This window comes from Burkholderia perseverans (assembly GCF_022870505.1).
GTDB classification, from domain to species: domain Bacteria; phylum Pseudomonadota; class Gammaproteobacteria; order Burkholderiales; family Burkholderiaceae; genus Burkholderia; species Burkholderia plantarii.
In genome coordinates, this window is record NZ_CP045094.1 from 2,093,755 (window position 1) to 2,109,628 (window position 15,874).

General features: G+C 69.1%; 14 protein-coding genes. 9 read left to right on the top strand and 5 right to left on the bottom strand.

Annotated features, from left to right (window positions below; genetic code table 11):
• Positions 1-34: 34 nt before the first annotated feature.
• The gene (locus BpN12_RS23985; protein WP_246797904.1) at positions 35-703 is read right to left on the bottom strand and encodes a hypothetical protein; all 669 of its coding nucleotides are present in this window, start codon (positions 701-703) and stop codon (positions 35-37) included.
• Positions 704-941: 238 nt separating this feature from the next.
• Complete coding sequence (locus BpN12_RS23990) at positions 942-3,083, bottom strand: M1 family metallopeptidase (protein ID WP_246797905.1); 2,142 nt, start codon at positions 3,081-3,083, stop codon at positions 942-944.
• 884 nt (positions 3,084-3,967) lie between these two features.
• Between BpN12_RS23990 and BpN12_RS23995 the strand changes: the two genes are divergently transcribed.
• The 6 genes from BpN12_RS23995 to BpN12_RS24020 all read left to right on the top strand — a co-directional run bounded on the left by BpN12_RS23995 (position 3,968) and on the right by BpN12_RS24020 (position 9,817).
• Entirely contained in the window at positions 3,968-4,810 is an 843-nt protein-coding gene (locus BpN12_RS23995; protein ID WP_246794750.1) for an amidohydrolase family protein, read from the top strand.
• Positions 4,811-5,069: 259 nt separating this feature from the next.
• Positions 5,070-6,377, top strand: a complete 1,308-nt coding sequence (locus BpN12_RS24000; RefSeq protein WP_246794751.1) for an L-fuconate dehydratase — start codon at positions 5,070-5,072, stop codon at positions 6,375-6,377.
• Between the two features lie 29 nt (positions 6,378-6,406).
• The gene (locus tag BpN12_RS24005) at positions 6,407-7,183 is read left to right on the top strand and encodes an SDR family oxidoreductase (protein ID WP_246794752.1); all 777 of its coding nucleotides are present in this window, start codon (positions 6,407-6,409) and stop codon (positions 7,181-7,183) included.
• Positions 7,184-7,254: 71 nt separating this feature from the next.
• Positions 7,255-7,593: an L-rhamnose mutarotase gene (locus BpN12_RS24010; RefSeq protein WP_246794753.1), complete on the top strand. Its 339-nt coding sequence runs from the start codon at positions 7,255-7,257 to the stop codon at positions 7,591-7,593.
• A gap of 67 nt (positions 7,594-7,660) precedes the next feature.
• The gene (gene fucP, locus BpN12_RS24015; RefSeq protein ID WP_246794754.1) at positions 7,661-8,926 is read left to right on the top strand and encodes an L-fucose:H+ symporter permease; all 1,266 of its coding nucleotides are present in this window, start codon (positions 7,661-7,663) and stop codon (positions 8,924-8,926) included.
• A 135-nt stretch (positions 8,927-9,061) separates the two neighbouring features.
• Positions 9,062-9,817: a FadR/GntR family transcriptional regulator gene (locus BpN12_RS24020; RefSeq protein ID WP_246794755.1), complete on the top strand. Its 756-nt coding sequence runs from the start codon at positions 9,062-9,064 to the stop codon at positions 9,815-9,817.
• Between the two features lie 62 nt (positions 9,818-9,879).
• Here BpN12_RS24020 and BpN12_RS24025 read toward each other — a convergent pair whose 3' ends face one another.
• The 3 genes from BpN12_RS24025 to BpN12_RS24035 are packed head-to-tail and all read right to left on the bottom strand — an operon-like array spanning position 9,880 to position 12,862.
• Entirely contained in the window at positions 9,880-10,527 is a 648-nt protein-coding gene (locus tag BpN12_RS24025) for a LutC/YkgG family protein (protein WP_246794756.1), read from the bottom strand.
• Positions 10,524-12,047: a lactate utilization protein B gene (locus BpN12_RS24030; RefSeq protein WP_246794757.1), complete on the bottom strand. Its 1,524-nt coding sequence runs from the start codon at positions 12,045-12,047 to the stop codon at positions 10,524-10,526. Before BpN12_RS24030 ends, BpN12_RS24025 begins: the two co-directional genes overlap by 4 nt.
• Positions 12,044-12,862, bottom strand: a complete 819-nt coding sequence (locus tag BpN12_RS24035; RefSeq protein ID WP_246794758.1) for a heterodisulfide reductase-related iron-sulfur binding cluster — start codon at positions 12,860-12,862, stop codon at positions 12,044-12,046. Before BpN12_RS24035 ends, BpN12_RS24030 begins: the two co-directional genes overlap by 4 nt.
• Positions 12,863-13,085: 223 nt before the next feature.
• On the opposite strand from BpN12_RS24035, the gene BpN12_RS24040 reads away from it, so the two are divergent.
• From BpN12_RS24040 to BpN12_RS24050, 3 genes are all read left to right on the top strand, one after another.
• Positions 13,086-13,799, top strand: a complete 714-nt coding sequence (locus BpN12_RS24040) for a FadR/GntR family transcriptional regulator (RefSeq protein WP_198252294.1) — start codon at positions 13,086-13,088, stop codon at positions 13,797-13,799.
• A 76-nt stretch (positions 13,800-13,875) separates the two neighbouring features.
• Complete coding sequence (locus tag BpN12_RS24045; protein WP_246794759.1) at positions 13,876-15,063, top strand: amidohydrolase family protein; 1,188 nt, start codon at positions 13,876-13,878, stop codon at positions 15,061-15,063.
• Positions 15,064-15,348: 285 nt separating this feature from the next.
• Positions 15,349-15,822, top strand: coding sequence for a hypothetical protein (locus BpN12_RS24050; protein WP_246794761.1), 474 nt, complete (start codon positions 15,349-15,351; stop codon positions 15,820-15,822).
• Positions 15,823-15,874: the final 52 nt, after the last annotated feature.

Genomic DNA, 15,874 nt, shown 5'->3' on the forward strand with positions numbered 1-15,874 from the left:
GCGTCAGGCACCGCCTTCGGCATGCCTTAGCACGTCAGGCGGTGCGCTTGGCCGGATTCGCCTGATTCTGCAGATGCCAGGCATTGACGGTCCACGGCGCCGGCACTTCCTCGTAGTTTTGATAGAAGTGGATCCGCCCGGTTGCGCCGAACTTGTCCCAGTTGCGGTACACGTAGCGCAGTTCCGAGTAGGTGTAGGAGGTGTAGCCGTACTCGATCACCTTGAGCTGCACCTTCTGGAAATTGTCGGCGGCCAGCGAGTCGAGCACGAAGTGCAGATGCGACTGGGCTTCCTCGCGCAGCACGAACTCGATGCCGTGCTTGCAGGCGCGCCGGATCATCAGCGAATAGCGCGGGTCGGCCTCCACCGGTTCCTTGCCTTCGTAGCGCTGGTCGAGCTGCGAGAGATCGAGCGCGCTGTGGGCCGCCGCCTTCTGATACTTCAGGTAGTCCGCGGCGGCGGGGTTCTTGCTGCTCTTGACCTTGCCCTGCGCGACGCTCTCGATGTCGGGGTTCTTCGGATGCCCCGTCTTGCCAAACTGTTTCGCGCCCGGCAGCAGGTTGTTGTTGAACTGATCCATCAGGAACCAGCTGCCGTTCGAGCTGGCGGGCATCCGGCCCCGGTACCTGGTGCGATCCTCGTCCACGCCGTAGATGATGTCGCCGCGCTTCGCGTCCCAGTTCTCTGCAAATGTGTTGGCCATCGCCACCTCCGCTCGGGGCCGCTCGGTGTCGAGCGTCCGGGTTGAATGAGCGCCGCGGACGTCGCGGCCCTCGGACCTTGTCGGTCGATTCGTGGGGAGAACGGTTCGGCGCGCCGGTTTATTCCATCGCGGGGCTCACGACATGAAAACGCCCCCGCACCGAAGCGATGCGAGGGCGTGTCGGGCGCGGCGACGGACGACCGTCGCCGCGCGCCCGTCGGACCGGGCTCATTGCACCTTATTGCACCTGCCGCTGCCGTGCCACGAACTTGCCGTGATACCGCACCACCGGCCGGACCTGGCGCACCACCGACGGCGCCGTCGCCAGCTGCCGCAGCGAGACCGCCGCCGGGCCGCTCACCGAGGTCAGCGCGGCCGAGCGCGACGCCGGCGCGAGCTGGTTGCTGACGAGCAGTGCCGCGTCGTTACGCAGGTTCGTCAGCAGCACCGGATCGTTCACGCGAGACAGTTGCGGCAGCAGCGCGCTCCAGGCCGTGTCACTGTAGTTCGTCACGTAGTAGTCGAAGCCGGTCGGGTTCGCGAGCACCGCCGAGCAGCCGTCGAGACGCACCTGCGTCTGCGTGTCGGAGAGCGCGAGCGTCTTGCGGTTGATGAGGCCGTCGCCATACGCGAGCGTCACCGGAATCGTCCACTGCGTGCCGGGGTAGGCGTTCCGGTTCGGGAACGGTGCCTGTTTCAGCGTGACGACGTTCTGGTTCTTCGTCAGGTCGCACTGCGTGTCGAGCGACAGCAGCGGCACGCCGGTCTGGCGCACGAAGCTGTCGCCGATCGGGCCGACCTTCTGGCCGCTCGCGTTCGACAGCGCATCCCACAGCCGCTGCGGCGTGCCGTTGCCGAACGAATAGTCGGCCAGATACTGCTGCAGCCCCTTGCGCATCACCTCGTCGCCGAGATAACCCTCCAGCATCTTCAGCACGTGGCCGCCCTTGTCGTAGACGAAGGTGCCCGCATTGATCACGAAGTCGTTCGACCCGAACGCGTTGAAGTTCGGCTGCACCGGGAACGCATCGGGGCCGATGTCGGCCTTGATCACGGCCGCCTTGTTGCCGGCGTCCTGCACCCAGTTGAACACGTCAGGATGGAACTGGATCGTGGTGCGCGTTTCGAAGTACGTCGCGAACGACTCGTTGAGCCAGACGTCGTCCCACCAGTCGAGCGTGACGAGATCGCCGAACCACTGGTGCGCGGCCTCGTGCGTCAGCACCGTGAGCCCGTAGCGCGACATCGGCGTGCCGGGCTTCGGCAGGATGTCGTCGGCGAACTCCAGGATCGACCCCCAGTTCTCCATGCCGCCGAAGTTCAGGTCCTTCTGCGCCTTGAACTTGTCGTTCGCGGCGATCGTGTCGAACTTCGTCAGCGGCAGCGCGATGCCGGTGTAGCGGTAGTAGTAGTCGAGCGCCTGCTTGGTTTCCTGCATCGCCGGCTTCGCCCACTCGCTCATGCCGGGCGGCGTGAAGATGCGCAGGTGCAGCCCCTTGCCGTCGGGCAGCGGGCTCGTGAAGTCGTCTTCGAGCGTGTCGAACTTGCCGCCGCCGAAGAACAGCAGGTACGACGGCATCGGCGGCGTCTTCTCGAACGACACCAGCTTGTAGCCGCCGCCGATGCTGGCGGCCGGCTTCTCGGCCGCGTTCGACACCACGCGCCACGCCTGCGGCACCTCGGCCGACACTTCATAGGTGGGGCGGAACGCGGGTTCGTCCCAGCCCGGGAACCACTGGCGCGCGAGATCGGACTCGCCCTGCGTGAGCACCGCGCCGCTGGAAGTGCCGTCGGTGCCGACCAGGTCGACGCGGAACATGCCCTCGGCCGCCGAGCAGCCCGGATACGGATCGTTGTCGCAACTGCCGACCGTGCCCTGCGCCGGGTCGCCGTGCGAATCGAAGTTGATGATGCCCTGCCATTCCATGTGCAGCGAGTAGCTGCCGCGCGGGATCGTGCCGCTGGCCGGGCGCAGCTGGTAGTAGTCGCCCTGGCCCTGCGGCGTGGCGATCAGCTCGATGTTGCCGGGTTGCAGCGTGATCTTGCCGTTGGTGAACTGGATCCGATGGCCCGCCACCACGATCGCGTTGACGGCCTGCTTGACGTTGATCTCGACGTCGGCGCGCCCCTGGAACTGGCTCAGGTCGTCGCTCGGCCGGAACCAGAGCTTGTAGTTGACGGGCACGACGGTGTCGGGCATTTCCACCGGCGGCGTGCCGGGGGTGCTGGTGGCCCTGGTCGGCGCGGCGGTGCCGGCTGGATTGTTCGCCGCGCCGAGCGAGACGGCCGAGCCGGCGCCGCCGTCGTCACCGCCGCAGGCGGCGAGCGCCAGCAGCCCGATCAGGGAGAGATGACGGATGTTGCGGATACGCTTCCACATACCGATGCCTCTGCTGTTGGAATGAACGGTTGATGTCAGGTTGAAACCGGCAGGCAATACCGCTCCCTCGCCGGTTGATGTCGGCGAAATGAAATGGCTGGCTTTCCGGATGAAACGAAGGCGGGAATTAAGCGAAAATCAGGTAATGAAATGCATGATCGATGGCCCTGTTGTTCAAGAATGGTTGGCAAACGGGGCGCGCTCTCGGGCGCGTGCCGGCTCGACGACACGGATCTCGGCCATCGCCCGCGCGACACGGGCGGCGCCTGTCGCGAGGCGTGGGGGCCGATGGCTCTCTTACTTCGGAACGGCGGTGGCGCAGCCGCTGCGCGGCATCAGCCTGACAGTGAGCCGACGCTTTGCTGAACGCTGGCTGCCGCCAAATCCGTGAGCGAATATACATCGTAATTTTTTGTAATGGAACAAAAGGATTGTCGAAATGGGGTGATCCGAAGTTTTTGCCGATTTAAAAATAGATAAAGAAGAATGTGCCTGATGATTGAAATGATCGTTTGAATTCGAATGGTGATCGTGCCGTGAAATGAGAAGATGGCGGCGATATTTTCATTTCACCGCAATTCGGAATGCACGCGCGCCGGACGGCGGCAAGCGAAACGAAACCAGGCCGTCATGTAGGCCGCGATATGGGCCGCGGATCGGGCGTTGCGGGTTAGCCCGGATGGCCGGCGGCGCCGTTCTGAACGATCTTCGAGCGGATTGGCTGGACCTTTGGTCCGATGCCGGCACGACCCAAGGCGGTGGCGCCGACGGTGCCGCCGCCGGCGTCTGCCCCATTGATCCGGATTCCGAAGCGATATTCCCTTGCTGTCCAGCGCGCGCGGGCAGCCGCTGCGCCTTGCCAACCCGAACGAGGAACACGCCCGATGACCTTACGCATCGATGCGCATCAGCATTACTGGCAAATCGCCGCCCGCGAGGGCGACTGGCCGCCGCCCGAACTCGCGGCGATTCATCGTGATTTCGGCCCGGCCGATCTCGCGCCGCATCTGCGCGCGACGGGCATCGACGGCACCGTGCTCGTGCAGTCGCTGCCGTCGCTCGACGACACGCGCTACCTGCTCGATCTCGCGAGCGTGACGCCGAGCGTGAAGGCGGTGGTCGGCTGGGTCGACCTGAAGGCGGCCGACGCGCCGGTGCAGATCGCCCGCTTCGCGGCGGCGCCGAAGTTTCGCGGCGTGCGGCCGATGCTGCAATCGCTCGACGACCGCTGGATCGACGACGCGGCGCTGGCGCCGGCCGTGGCCGCGCTGCTCGCGCACGACCTGCGTTTCGACGCACTCGTGCTGCCCGCGCAACTCGATGCGCTCGCAACCTTCGCGCAGCGGTATCCGGATCTGCCGATCGTGATCGATCACGCCGCCAAGCCGCCGATCGCGAGCGGCGCGATCGAGCCGTGGCGCAGCGCGATGGCGCGGCTCGCGGCGCTGCCGAACCTGCACTGCAAGCTGTCGGGCCTCTGGACCGAGGCCGGCGACGTGACCGAGGGCAACCCGAGCGCGCCTTACGTGCAGGCGGTGGCCGAGCTGTTCGGCCCGCGCCGCGTGATGTGGGGCAGCGACTGGCCGGTGCTGCGGCTCGCCGCGCATCACGGCGGCTACGAGGATTGGGTCGCCGCCTGCGAGCGCGACGGCGAACGCTGGTTCGGCGCCGGCGCGATGGCGGATCTGTTCGGCGGCAACGCGCGCCGGTTCTACCGGATCGACTGAGCGCCGCGAGCCGGAAAGGGGCGGGGCTTGCGTCCCGCCCGCCGGCCCGAGCTGATCGAACACTTCCGAAACCCGCAGTCCCACACCCCGCCCGGGAAAACCCGGAGTCCATCGCTACATCGAACGTCGTATGATTGGCCTCAATTGGCTGGACCATTAAACCAATCGAAGCGGACGCACCGGATACGACGGTTCGCCCGACGGCTTCGATTGCCATTCCGAACGACGCAGCACACACCTGGATTCACGACCGATCACCATGCCGATCATCCGCTCGATGCGCGTCCTCGACGTGCGCTTCCCGACCTCGCAACGGCTCGACGGCTCCGACGCGATGAACCCCGATCCCGACTACTCGGCCGCCTACGTGATCCTCGACACCGATCACGACGGCCTCGCCGGCCACGGCCTGACCTTCACGATCGGCCGCGGCAACGAGATCTGCTGCGCCGCCATCGAGGCGATGCGCCATCTCGTGGTCGGCCTCGACCTCGACTGGATCCGCGAGGACATGGGCCGCTTCTGGCGCCACCTCACCTCCGACAGCCAGCTGCGCTGGATCGGCCCCGACAAGGGCGCCATCCACCTCGCCACCGGCGCCGTGGTCAACGCCGCCTGGGATCTCTGGGCCAAGGCCGAAGGCAAGCCGCTCTGGCGCCTCGTGGCCGACATGACGCCCGAGCAGCTGGTCCGCTGCATCGATTTCCGCTACCTCAGCGACGGCCTCACGCGCGACGAGGCGCTCGCGCTGCTGCAGCGCCAGGCGCCCGGCAAGGCCGAGCGGATCGCCACGCTCGAACGCGAAGGCTACCCGTGCTACACGACCTCGGCCGGCTGGCTCGGCTACGGCGACGACAAGCTGCGCCGGCTCTGCCAGGAAGCGGTGGACGCCGGCTTCAACCACGTGAAGCTGAAGGTGGGCGCGAACCTCGAGGACGACATCCGCCGCGTGACGATCGCGCGCGAGGTGCTCGGCCCCGATCGCCAGCTGATGATCGACGCTAACCAGGTGTGGGAAGTGAACGAGGCGATCGACTGGGTGCGCGAGCTGGCGTTCGCCAAACCGTGGTTCATCGAGGAGCCGACCAGCCCCGACGACGTGGAAGGCCATCGCAAGATCCGCGAGGCGATCGGCCCGGTGCAGGTGGCCACCGGCGAGATGTGCCAGAACCGCGTGCTGTTCAAGCAGTTCATCATGCGCGGGGCGATCGACGTGGTGCAGATCGACGCGTGCCGGCTGGGGGGCGTCAATGAGATCCTGGCGGTGATGCTGCTGGCGGCGAAGTACGGCCTGCCGGTGTGTCCGCATGCGGGCGGCGTGGGGCTGTGCGAGTACGTGCAGCATCTGTCGATGATCGATTACGTCTGCATCGCCGGCACGCGCGAGGGCCGCGTGATCGAATACGTCGATCACCTGCACGAGCATTTCATCGAGCCGTGCGTGGTGCGCGACGCGGCCTATTTCCCGCCGACGGCGCCCGGCTTCTCGATCGAGATGAAACCCGAGTCGCTCGAACAGTACCGGTTCCGCGGCGCGTCCGAAGCGCCCGCCGCCGCCGCGGCCTGAACCCGCGGCGCATCCACGGAGGCACCCAGTTGAATCTCGATCTCGAAGACAAGGTCGTGCTGGTCACGGGCGGCGCGGCCGGCATCGGCGGCGCGATCACGCGCGCGCTGGCCGCCGAGCGCGCGATCCCGGTCGTACTCGACCGCAACGCGCCCGACGACGCGTTCGCGGCCGGGTTGCGCGCGCTGCAGCCGCGTGCGCGCTTCGTGCGCACCGACCTGCTCGACGACGCGCAATGCGAGGCTGCCGTGGCCGGCGCGCTGGCCGAATTCGGCCGCATCGACGCGCTCGTCAACAACGCCGGCGTGAACGACAACGTCGGCCTTGGCGCCGGGCGCGCCGCGTTCGTCGCCTCGCTCGAACGCAACCTGATCCATTACTACGCGATGGCGCATCATTGCGAGCCGCACCTGAAGGCGAGCCGCGGCGCGATCGTCAACGTCTCGTCCAAGACGGCGCTCACCGGGCAGGGCGGCACCAGCGGCTATTGCGCGGCCAAGGGCGCGGTGCTCTCGCTCACGCGCGAGTGGGCCGCCTCGCTGGCCGCCCACGGCGTGCGCGTGAACGCCGTGGTGCCGGCCGAGGTGATGACGCCGCTCTACGAGTCGTGGCTCGCGAGCTTCGACGATCCGGCCGCCAGGCTCGCCGCGATCACGCAGCGCATTCCGCTCGGCCAGCGCATGACGAGTGCCGACGAGATCGCGGCCACCGCCGTGTTCCTGCTGTCGGCGCGCGCGGCGCACACCACCGGCCAGTGGCTGTTCGTGGACGGCGGCTACACGCATCTCGACCGCGCGCTGAACTGAGGCGTGCAACCTGAACCCACCCGACGCGGCGCCTCGCTTCGCGGCGCGCGGCCAACCTCGGAGACACCCCGATGCGGCAATGCCTGGCGCTGGACCTGAAGGACGACCCGGAATCGATCGCGCGCTACGAAGCGCATCACGAGCGGATCTGGCCGCAGATCGCCGCCCATCTGCGCGGGCAGGGCGTGACGGCGATGGAGATCTACCGGATCGGCAACCGGCTCACGATGGTGATGGAGACCGACGACGCCGTGTTCGACGCGGCGCGGATGCAGGCGGCGAGCCTGGCCGATCCGAAGGTCGTGGAATGGGAGGCGCTGATGGATACGTTCCAGCAGCCGACGCCATGGAGCGAGCCCGGCACGAAGTGGACGCCGATGGCGCGCATCTTCGATCTCGCCCGGCAGTAACGCGGCGCATCAAGAACACGGCAGGCACGGCAATCGACCGGGACATCAAAGGAAGGAGACAAGCATCATGCAACAGACATCGAGGGCCGGCGTGGCGCCGGCCGGCACGGGCACGACCGAACGCAGGCACGGCTGGCGCACCGCGTTCATTCTGGTGACGAGCCTCTTTTTCATGTGGGGGCTGTCGTATGGGCTGCTCGACGTGCTCAACAAGCATTTCCAGGACGTGCTGCATGTGAGCAAGGCGCAGTCGGGCCTGCTGCAGGGCGCCTATTTCGGCGCCTACTTCGTGATGGCGATGCCGGCCGCGCTGCTGATGGAGCGCTTCGGCTACAAGCGCGGCATCCTGCTCGGCCTCACGCTCTACGCGATCGGCGCGCTGCTGTTCATTCCGGCCTCGTCGGCGGCGAGCTTTCCGTTCTTCCTGTTCGCGCTGTTCGTGATCGCCGCCGGGCTCGGCTGCCTCGAGACCGCCGCGAATCCCTACGTGACCGAACTCGGCGCGCCCGAGACGGCCGAGCGGCGGCTCAACCTCTCGCAGTCATTCAATGGGCTGGGCAGCTTCCTCGGGCCGCTGATCGGCGGCACGTTCTTCTTCCAGGCGGCGGCACCGCAGGCGAGCACCGCTTCGACCGTTGATGGCGGGCTCGATTCGGTGCGCGTGACCTACGTGGCGATCGCGGTGATCGTGGTGCTGCTCGCGCTGCTGATCGCGCGCACGCCGATGCCCGACATCCGCCGTGCCGCCTCGCCCGCGCAGCGCGCGGCCGGCGCCTCGCTGTGGTCGCGCCCGCACTTCGTCGGCGGGATCGTCGCGCAGTTCTTCTACGTGGCCGCGCAGGTGGGCGTGGGCGCGTTCTTCATCAACTACGCGATCGTCCACTGGCCGGCGCTGACCGCCCAGCGCGCCTCGTTCCTGCTGTCGGTGGCGCTGCTGCTGTTCATGGCCGGGCGCTTCGTCAGCACCGCGCTGATGGGCCGGATCTCGCCGGCCGCGCTGCTCGCCGTCTACGCGCTCGCCAACGTGGCGCTGAGCGTGGTGGTGCTGGCCGGGATTCCGGTAGTGTCGGTGCTGGCGCTGATCGCCGTGTTCTTCTTCATGTCGATCATGTTCCCGACCATCTTCGCGCTCGGCGTGAAGGACCTCGGGCCGCAGACCAAGCGCGGCGCGTCGTACCAGGTGATGTCGATCGTCGGCGGCGCGATCATGCCGTATGCGATGGGGCGCGTGGCCGACGGTTCGGGCGTGAGCATGGCCTATGCGCTGCCGCTCGCGTGCTTCGCGATCGTGGCGTGGTACGGCTGGCGCGGCAGCCGCGTGGCCGGCGCCTGAGCCGCATGCGGAGGGTGACGGGAAGGGGACGGAACGGGCGGCTGGCGCGGACGTATTAGAATCGCCGTCTGGTTCACGTTCGCCGTCTTGCCGGCGGCGGGCGGCGAACGCTTTCGACCTCGACGCTCCGCAAGTATGCCGATCCAGCCCATCCAGAACCGCCGTCTCTACCAGCAAATCGCCGACCAGCTGCGCGCGATGATCGAATCGGGCAGCTTCCCGCCGGGCAGCTACCTGCCGCCCGAGCGCGAGCTGGCCGTGCAGTTCGGCGTCTCGCGGACCTCGGTGCGCGAGGCGCTGATCGCCCTGGAGGTGGTCGGGCTGGTGTCGGTGCGGGTCGGCGACGGCGTGTCGGTGCGGCCGCGCGAGCCTCGGCCGGCCGCGGCCGAGACGGTGGCCACGCCGCGTTCGACGCTGCTCGAAGTCGATCCCGAACTCGGCATCGAGTTCGATCTCGACGCGGAAATCCCGCCGTTCTCGCTGTTGCAGGCGCGCAAGCTGATCGAGCCGGAGGCGGCCGAACTCGCGGCCGTCCATGCCTCCGACGCGCAGCTCGCCGCGATCCACGACGCGTTCCTGCACAACCAGCAGGACAATCGCAGCGGCTCGACCACGCATCCGGGCGACCGCCTGTTCCATATCCGTATCGCCGAGGCGAGCGGCAACGACGCCTACGCGATGATGATCAAGCAGATGCTCGCGCATCGCTACGATCCGCTGTTCCAGCGGCTGCAGCGGCTCTATACGCCGCGTGACATGCCGCATCGCTCCGAGGTCGAGCACCGCGCGATCCTCGACGCGCTGGAGGCGCGCGACGCGAAGGGCGCGCGCCGCGCGATGCTCACGCACCTGAATTCGGTGATCCGGATTTTCTCGCGGCAATCGGCTTAGGGCGGGGCGGCGGGCTCGATTCCCACCACCTTCCGCTGCCTCCCGCCATCTTCCAGCCTGCCTCAGGCGCCGGGTCGCGCCAGCAGCAGCACCGTCAGCGAACGCACGCCCTGCGCGCCCTGGATCAGCACGCCCTCGATGTCGGCCGTCGCCGACGGCCCGGTCACGAGCGCCGCGTAGTTCGCGGTGTGGAAGTCGCCGAGGCGGTAGATGTCCTGCAGGCCGTCGACGATGTCGGCCGGATCGAGCAGCACCACCAGATGCTGGACCAGATAGCCGAGCGCGTTGACGCGATATTCCTCGTCCGACAGCCAGACCGAGCCGGTTTCGGCCACGCCGTAGCGCGCCCGCACCACGCCTACTTCCACCTCGTGCAGCGAGGCCGGCAGGCGGGCCGGGTCGAGCGGCTCGGCATCCGCCAGCTCGGGCGTGGCGGTGAGCGGCGTGTGGCCCGGGAAGCGCTCGGCGAACCAGCCGGGCAGCTCGGCGTGCGAAGCGGGCGCCGCGTGGCGGCCGCCCATCGTGGCGAGATTCGCGCAGAAGCGTTCGAGGCGCCCGCCGGCGGGCGTCGCGAAACGCGGCAGCCCGGGCAGCGGATGCGGATCGTCGGCGGCGACGCGGCCGGGGTGAGAGCCGCCGTCATCGTCGCGCACGGCCACGCGCTGCGCCGCGCGCACGCGCATCAGGAATTCCTCGCGGGAGGTACTCATGTCGATTCCTTGTCGTGGTTCGCGGAGGCGTGGCGGTCGGCGTCTTCGGCGTTCGAGGTGTCGTGCGATACGGCGGGCGCGGCCGAGGTGGTTGAGGCAAGGGAGGCGTTCGACGCGGCTGAAGCGGCAGGCGGTGCGCCCTTGCCGCGATGCGTCTCGTACCAGTCGCGGAACGTCTCGCGCGGCGCGTCGGGCAGCTCGCGGCCCTTGCCCCAGGTGTTGAGCGGGTTGTAGAGCACCAGGTTCGGCAGGCGGTGCAGGGCGCCCTGCAGCGAGCGCACCGAGGCGCGATACAGCGACGGGTTCGCGAGCAGCTTGCCCGCCACCTTGATCAGCCCGCGCTTCACACGCGGCAGCTCGCCTTCCTCGGCCACCACCTGCCGCCACTTGTAGAGCTGCTCGTGGATGTTGATCTTCACCGGGCAGACGTTGCTGCAGCTGCCGTTCATGGTCGAGGCGAACGGCAGCGTGCTGAAGCGCTTCAGGTCGTAGGCGGGGTTCAGGATCGCGCCGATCGGCCCCGCGTAGGTGCTGCCGTATGACAGCCCGCTGCTGCGCCGGTACACCGGGCAGGTGTTCATGCAGGCGCCGCAGCGGATGCACTTGAGCGAGTACCAGAAATCGTCCATCGCGAGGCGCGCCGAGCGGCCGTTGTCGACGATCACGTAGTGCAGCTCGGTGCCCGGCCGCGGGCGGCGGAAATGCGAGGTGTATTGCGTGATCGGCGAGCCGAGCGCGCTGCGCGAGAGCAGCCGCACGAACACGCCGAGATCGGCGATGCGCGGGATCAGCTTCTCGATGCCGATCGAGACGATATGCACGGGCGGCACGTTGGCCGAGAGGTCGGCGTTGCCTTCGTTGGTGCAGACCACCACGGTGCCGGTCTCGGCCACCGCGAAGTTGCAGCCCGTCATGCCCGCGCCGGCCGCAAGGAAGGCCGGGCGCGTGGTGACGCGCTGGCTCTCGGCGAGGTAGTGGATGTCGTCGTTGGCGGGATCGGTGCCGAGCGTGCGGCCGAACAGTTCGGCCACGTCGCCGCGCAGCTTGTGGACGGCCGGCACCACCACGTGCGAGGGCGGCTGGTGGTCGAGCTGCTGGATGCGCTCGCCGAGGTCGGTCTCCATCACGTCGATGCCGCGCGGGCCGAGGTATTCGCGCAGCTCGCATTCGTCGGTCAGCATCGACTTGCTCTTGACCAGCGTCGTCACGCCATGCGAGGCCAGGATGCCATGCACGACCTGGTTGTGCTCGGCCGCGTCGAGCGCCCAGTGGACCGTCACGCCGTTGGCCTCGGCGTTCGAGGCGAACTGCGCGAGATAGTCGGCCAGGCGCGAGAGCGTGTGCTCCTTGATCTGCGAGGCGAGCGAGCGCAGCGTTTCCCATTCGTCGATCGAAGCGGCCTGCGCGTCGCGTTTCATGCGCAGGTCCCAGAGGCGGCGGTCGTGGAACGCGACGTGTTCGGTCTTGGCGAGAAACGCCTCGGCGGCCTTCGCGTGATCGACCCGGATCGTCTTGCTCATGCGCGTGCCTCCGCGTGGCCGGTGCCCGGGGCGGCCCGGCCGCGCGGGGCCGGCGCGAGCGCGGCCAGCTGCGCCGCGTCGAGGCCGTTGAACACCTGCGCGATGTGCAGGAAGCGCACCGGCCGCTGCTCGCGCGCGGCACAGCCCTGCTGGTGCATCAGGCAGGACATGTCGGCCGAGACGATGAATTCGGCGCCGGCCTCGTGATGGTCGCGCACCTTGTCCTGGCCCATGCGCACCGACACCGCCTGCTCGGTCACCGAGAACGTGCCGCCGAAGCCGCAGCATTCGTCGGGCCGGCGCGGCGCGGCGAAGCGGATCTCGCGTACGCCTTCGAGCAGCGTGCGCGCCTTCGACCACGGCTCGCCGGGAATCTCGCTGGCCGAGGCCGCGTGCAGGTGGCGGATCGCGCTGCAGCTGTTGTGCAGCCCGACCACGTGCGGGAACGTGGCCCACGGGAATTCGCGCACGCCGAGCACGTCATGCAGGAACTCGGTCAGCTCGTAGGCGCCGGCGCGCACCGCGGCCACCTTCGGTGATTCGCCGGCCGCCGTCAGGTGGCGACGCACGTGATGGATGCAGCTCGACGACGGCCCGACCACGTAGTCGTAGCCGGCGAAGTTCTCGACGAACAGCGCCTCGGTGCCGGCCGCGTCGGCCTCGCAGCCGTTGTTGGCGAGCGGCTGGCCGCAGCAGGTCTGGCGGCGCGGGTAATCGACCTCGAGGCCGAGTTTTTCCAGCAGTTCCAGCGTCGCGACGGCGACTTCCGGATACAGCGCATCGATGAAGCACGGGACGAACAGGGCCACCTTCACTTGAATCTCCTGCCGGGGGAAGCGAGCACCGCCGTGGGGGAGCGGGTGCCATCGTGGGGTCGTGCCGCCGCGCGGACGCCGCCGCGGGCGGGGGCTGCCGCCGCCTTGCTCGGGCGCCGTCAACCGGTGGCCGCCATGATCGACAGCCGTGCCGTGTTCCGGCAAACTGGTACGACCAGTTTACGCGGCGCCGGCCGGCGCCGCTCCCCGTGAAAACACCCTGATGAAGACGCTCAACCAGACCGACCGGATCATGCGCGAGATCGAGACCCAGCTGATCGAGGGCGTCTGGGCGCCCGGCCAGCGGATTCCGGGCGAGCGCAAGCTGGCCGAGGCGATGGGCGCCGCGCGCTCGACCGTGCGCACCGCGTTGCAGCGGCTGGTGGCGCGCGGGCTGCTGACGAGCCGGCCGATGTCGGGCTTCTACGTATCGGACCGGCTCCAGACCGGGCTCATCTCGCCATGGCGGCAGCTCGTCAGCGAACATCCCGAGCTGCGCCCCGACATGCTCGAATTCCGGCTGATGCTGGAAGGCACCACCGCCTATCTGGCCGCGATGCGAGCCACCGACGACGATCTCGCGCGCATCCAGGCCGTGATCGACGCGATGGCCGACGCGCATCGCGACGGCGACCACGAACGCGGCTCGCGGCTCGACGGCGATTTCCACGCGGCGCTCGCGAGCGCCTCGCACAACGCGATGCTGCGGCACCTGCAGGGCAGCCTCGCGAAGATGCTGCATACCCACATCTCGCTCAACAACACGGGGCTCGTGGCGCTGCGCGAGCAGGCGTCGGGGCAGTTGCTCGGGCAGCATCTGGCGCTGTGGGAGGCGATCCGCGCGCGCCGGCCCGATGATGCGCGGCGGCTGATGCTCGAGCACATCGGCTTCGTCTGGCAGCGGCTCGAGCCGGAGTTGCCGGTGACGATGCTGTGAGCGGCTTCGGTCCGGCGGCCCGTTGCCGGTGGTCCGCGTCTCGCCGTTTTTTCCTCGATCCGATCCCGATGACACGATGACTTCACTGCTGATCCGCAACGTCCGGCTCGCGAGCGGCGCGAGTACCGACCTTCGCATCGACGGCGATCGTTTCGCCGCGTTCGGTCCCGCGCTCGACGCGCCGCCCGGCTGCGTCGTGGAGGACGGCGGCGGCGCGCTCGCGCTGCCGGGCCTGGTCGAGGCGCACACGCATCTCGACAAGACGCACTGGGGCATGCCGTGGTTTCGCAACGAGGTGGGGCCGCGGCTCGTCGACCGGATCGAATTCGAGCGCCGCTGGCGCGCGGCGAGCGGCCACGACGCGGGCCGCCAGTCGCTCGCGCTGGCGCGCGCGTTCCTCGCGGCCGGCACCACGCGGCTGCGCACGCATGTGGACATCGACACCGAGGCCGGGCTGAAGCACCTGGAGGGCGTGCTGGCCACGCGCGAGGCGCTGCGCGGCACGATGGAGATCCAGATCGTGGCGTTTCCGCAGTCGGGCGTGCTGGCGCGCCCCGGCACGGCGGCGCTGCTCGACGCGGCGCTGCGCGCGGGCGCCGATTGCCTCGGCGGGCTCGATCCGTGCGCGATCGAGGGCGATCGGGCGGCGGCGCTCGACTTGCTGTTCGGGCTCGCGGAGCGCCACGGCAAGGGCCTCGACCTGCACCTGCACGAGCGCGCGGCGATGGGCGCCGCGTCGCTCGACGCGATCCTCGATCGCACCGCCGCGCTCGGCATGCGCGGGCGCGTGGCCGTGAGCCATGGCTTTTGCCTCGGCGGCGTCGACGTGCCCGTGCGCGACGCACTGCTCGCGCGGATGGCCGCCCTCGAGGTGGCGCTCGTCACGAGCGCGCCGCCCGACATCGAGGTGCCGCCGCTGATGGCCTGCCGCGCGGCCGGCGTGACCGTGGCCGGCGGCAACGACGGGATTCGCGATACGTGGACGCCCTACGGCCGCCCCGACATGCTCGAACGCGCGATGCTGATCGGCATGCGCTACAACCTGCGCCGCGACGACGAGCTGGCCGTCGCGCTCGACTGCGTGACCGATTCGGGCGCACGCGGCTGCGGGTTTGTCGACTATGGGCTTACGCCGGGCGCGCGTGCCGATCTCGTGCTGGTGGCGGCGGCCACGCCGGCCGAGGCGGTGGCGGCGCGGCCGGTACGGCAGCGGGTGGTGGCTGCCGGACGGGTGGTGGCGCGGGACGGCGTGCTGATCGATTGAGCCGCTGAAGGCGCCGGGACCCCGGTTACGCTGCTGTGGCGGCGGGCATGGGGTGTGCTCCCTCGCGTGTTGCCGGCATCGTGTGTGAGGCCCCCGAGCCGCCATGCGGGTGCGCGCGCATCGAGCGCGCGGGCCGGCGGATTGGGGCCGGCCGGCGAGGGCGGGGCGCGTTGGGTTCGTCGCGAGCGACGGGGCGAGCGGGCTGTCGGCCGTGCAGGCGGGGCGGGCATCGACGCCGGATCGCTGCTGGAATGGGAGCCCATTCACGAGCGCCCGGAGAGGCCGATGATCGAACGTCCCGATATCCCAGCCGCCGCGCAGCGCTCGGCGCCCGAGGCGCACGACGCCCTCGGCAAGCTGCTCGACAGCCTTCACCAGCGCGGTTTCCTGCGCGTCGCGCACGACTTTGTCGATGCCAACAGCCAGGTCGCGGAGATGCTCGGCGGCCTGAGTCAACCCGAAGTCCAGGCCGGCATGCAGAACCTCGCGGTGCTGCTGACGGCGCTGTCGCGCATCCCGGCCGACCAGCTCGGCCGCTTTGCGTTCGCGGCGACCGATGCCGTGAACCATGTCGCGAACTGGCAGCCGACCGAGCATCGCGATGCGGCGCCCGGTGTGACGGGCGCGTATCGGCTGCTGCATGACGAGGCGCTGTGGCAGGCGGTGACGCCGCTGCTGGAAGGGCTGAAGGTGTTTCTGCAGCGCTTGCATGAGGCGCCGGGGGCGGCGAATCCTGGAGCGGCGGGGGCGCGAGGCTGATCCATCCGGACGTGTGGGATCGGGCAGCCTGAGCGAGACGTCCGGACATCCC

Excerpts from the sequence above, each read along its gene's own strand:
- BpN12_RS23985 (WP_246797904.1), bottom strand. The coding sequence starts at position 703 with ATGGCCAACACATTTGCAGAGAACTGGGACGCGAAGCGCGGCGACATC.
- BpN12_RS23990 (WP_246797905.1), bottom strand. The coding sequence starts at position 3,083 with ATGTGGAAGCGTATCCGCAACATCCGTCATCTCTCCCTGATCGGGCTG.
- BpN12_RS23995 (WP_246794750.1), top strand. The coding sequence starts at position 3,968 with ATGACCTTACGCATCGATGCGCATCAGCATTACTGGCAAATCGCCGCC.
- BpN12_RS24000 (WP_246794751.1), top strand. The coding sequence starts at position 5,070 with ATGCCGATCATCCGCTCGATGCGCGTCCTCGACGTGCGCTTCCCGACC.
- BpN12_RS24010 (WP_246794753.1), top strand. The coding sequence starts at position 7,255 with ATGCGGCAATGCCTGGCGCTGGACCTGAAGGACGACCCGGAATCGATC.
- fucP (WP_246794754.1), top strand. The coding sequence starts at position 7,661 with ATGCAACAGACATCGAGGGCCGGCGTGGCGCCGGCCGGCACGGGCACG.
- BpN12_RS24020 (WP_246794755.1), top strand. The coding sequence starts at position 9,062 with ATGCCGATCCAGCCCATCCAGAACCGCCGTCTCTACCAGCAAATCGCC.
- BpN12_RS24025 (WP_246794756.1), bottom strand. The coding sequence starts at position 10,527 with ATGAGTACCTCCCGCGAGGAATTCCTGATGCGCGTGCGCGCGGCGCAG.
- BpN12_RS24030 (WP_246794757.1), bottom strand. The coding sequence starts at position 12,047 with ATGAGCAAGACGATCCGGGTCGATCACGCGAAGGCCGCCGAGGCGTTT.
- BpN12_RS24040 (WP_198252294.1), top strand. The coding sequence starts at position 13,086 with ATGAAGACGCTCAACCAGACCGACCGGATCATGCGCGAGATCGAGACC.
- BpN12_RS24045 (WP_246794759.1), top strand. The coding sequence starts at position 13,876 with ATGACTTCACTGCTGATCCGCAACGTCCGGCTCGCGAGCGGCGCGAGT.
- BpN12_RS24050 (WP_246794761.1), top strand. The coding sequence starts at position 15,349 with ATGATCGAACGTCCCGATATCCCAGCCGCCGCGCAGCGCTCGGCGCCC.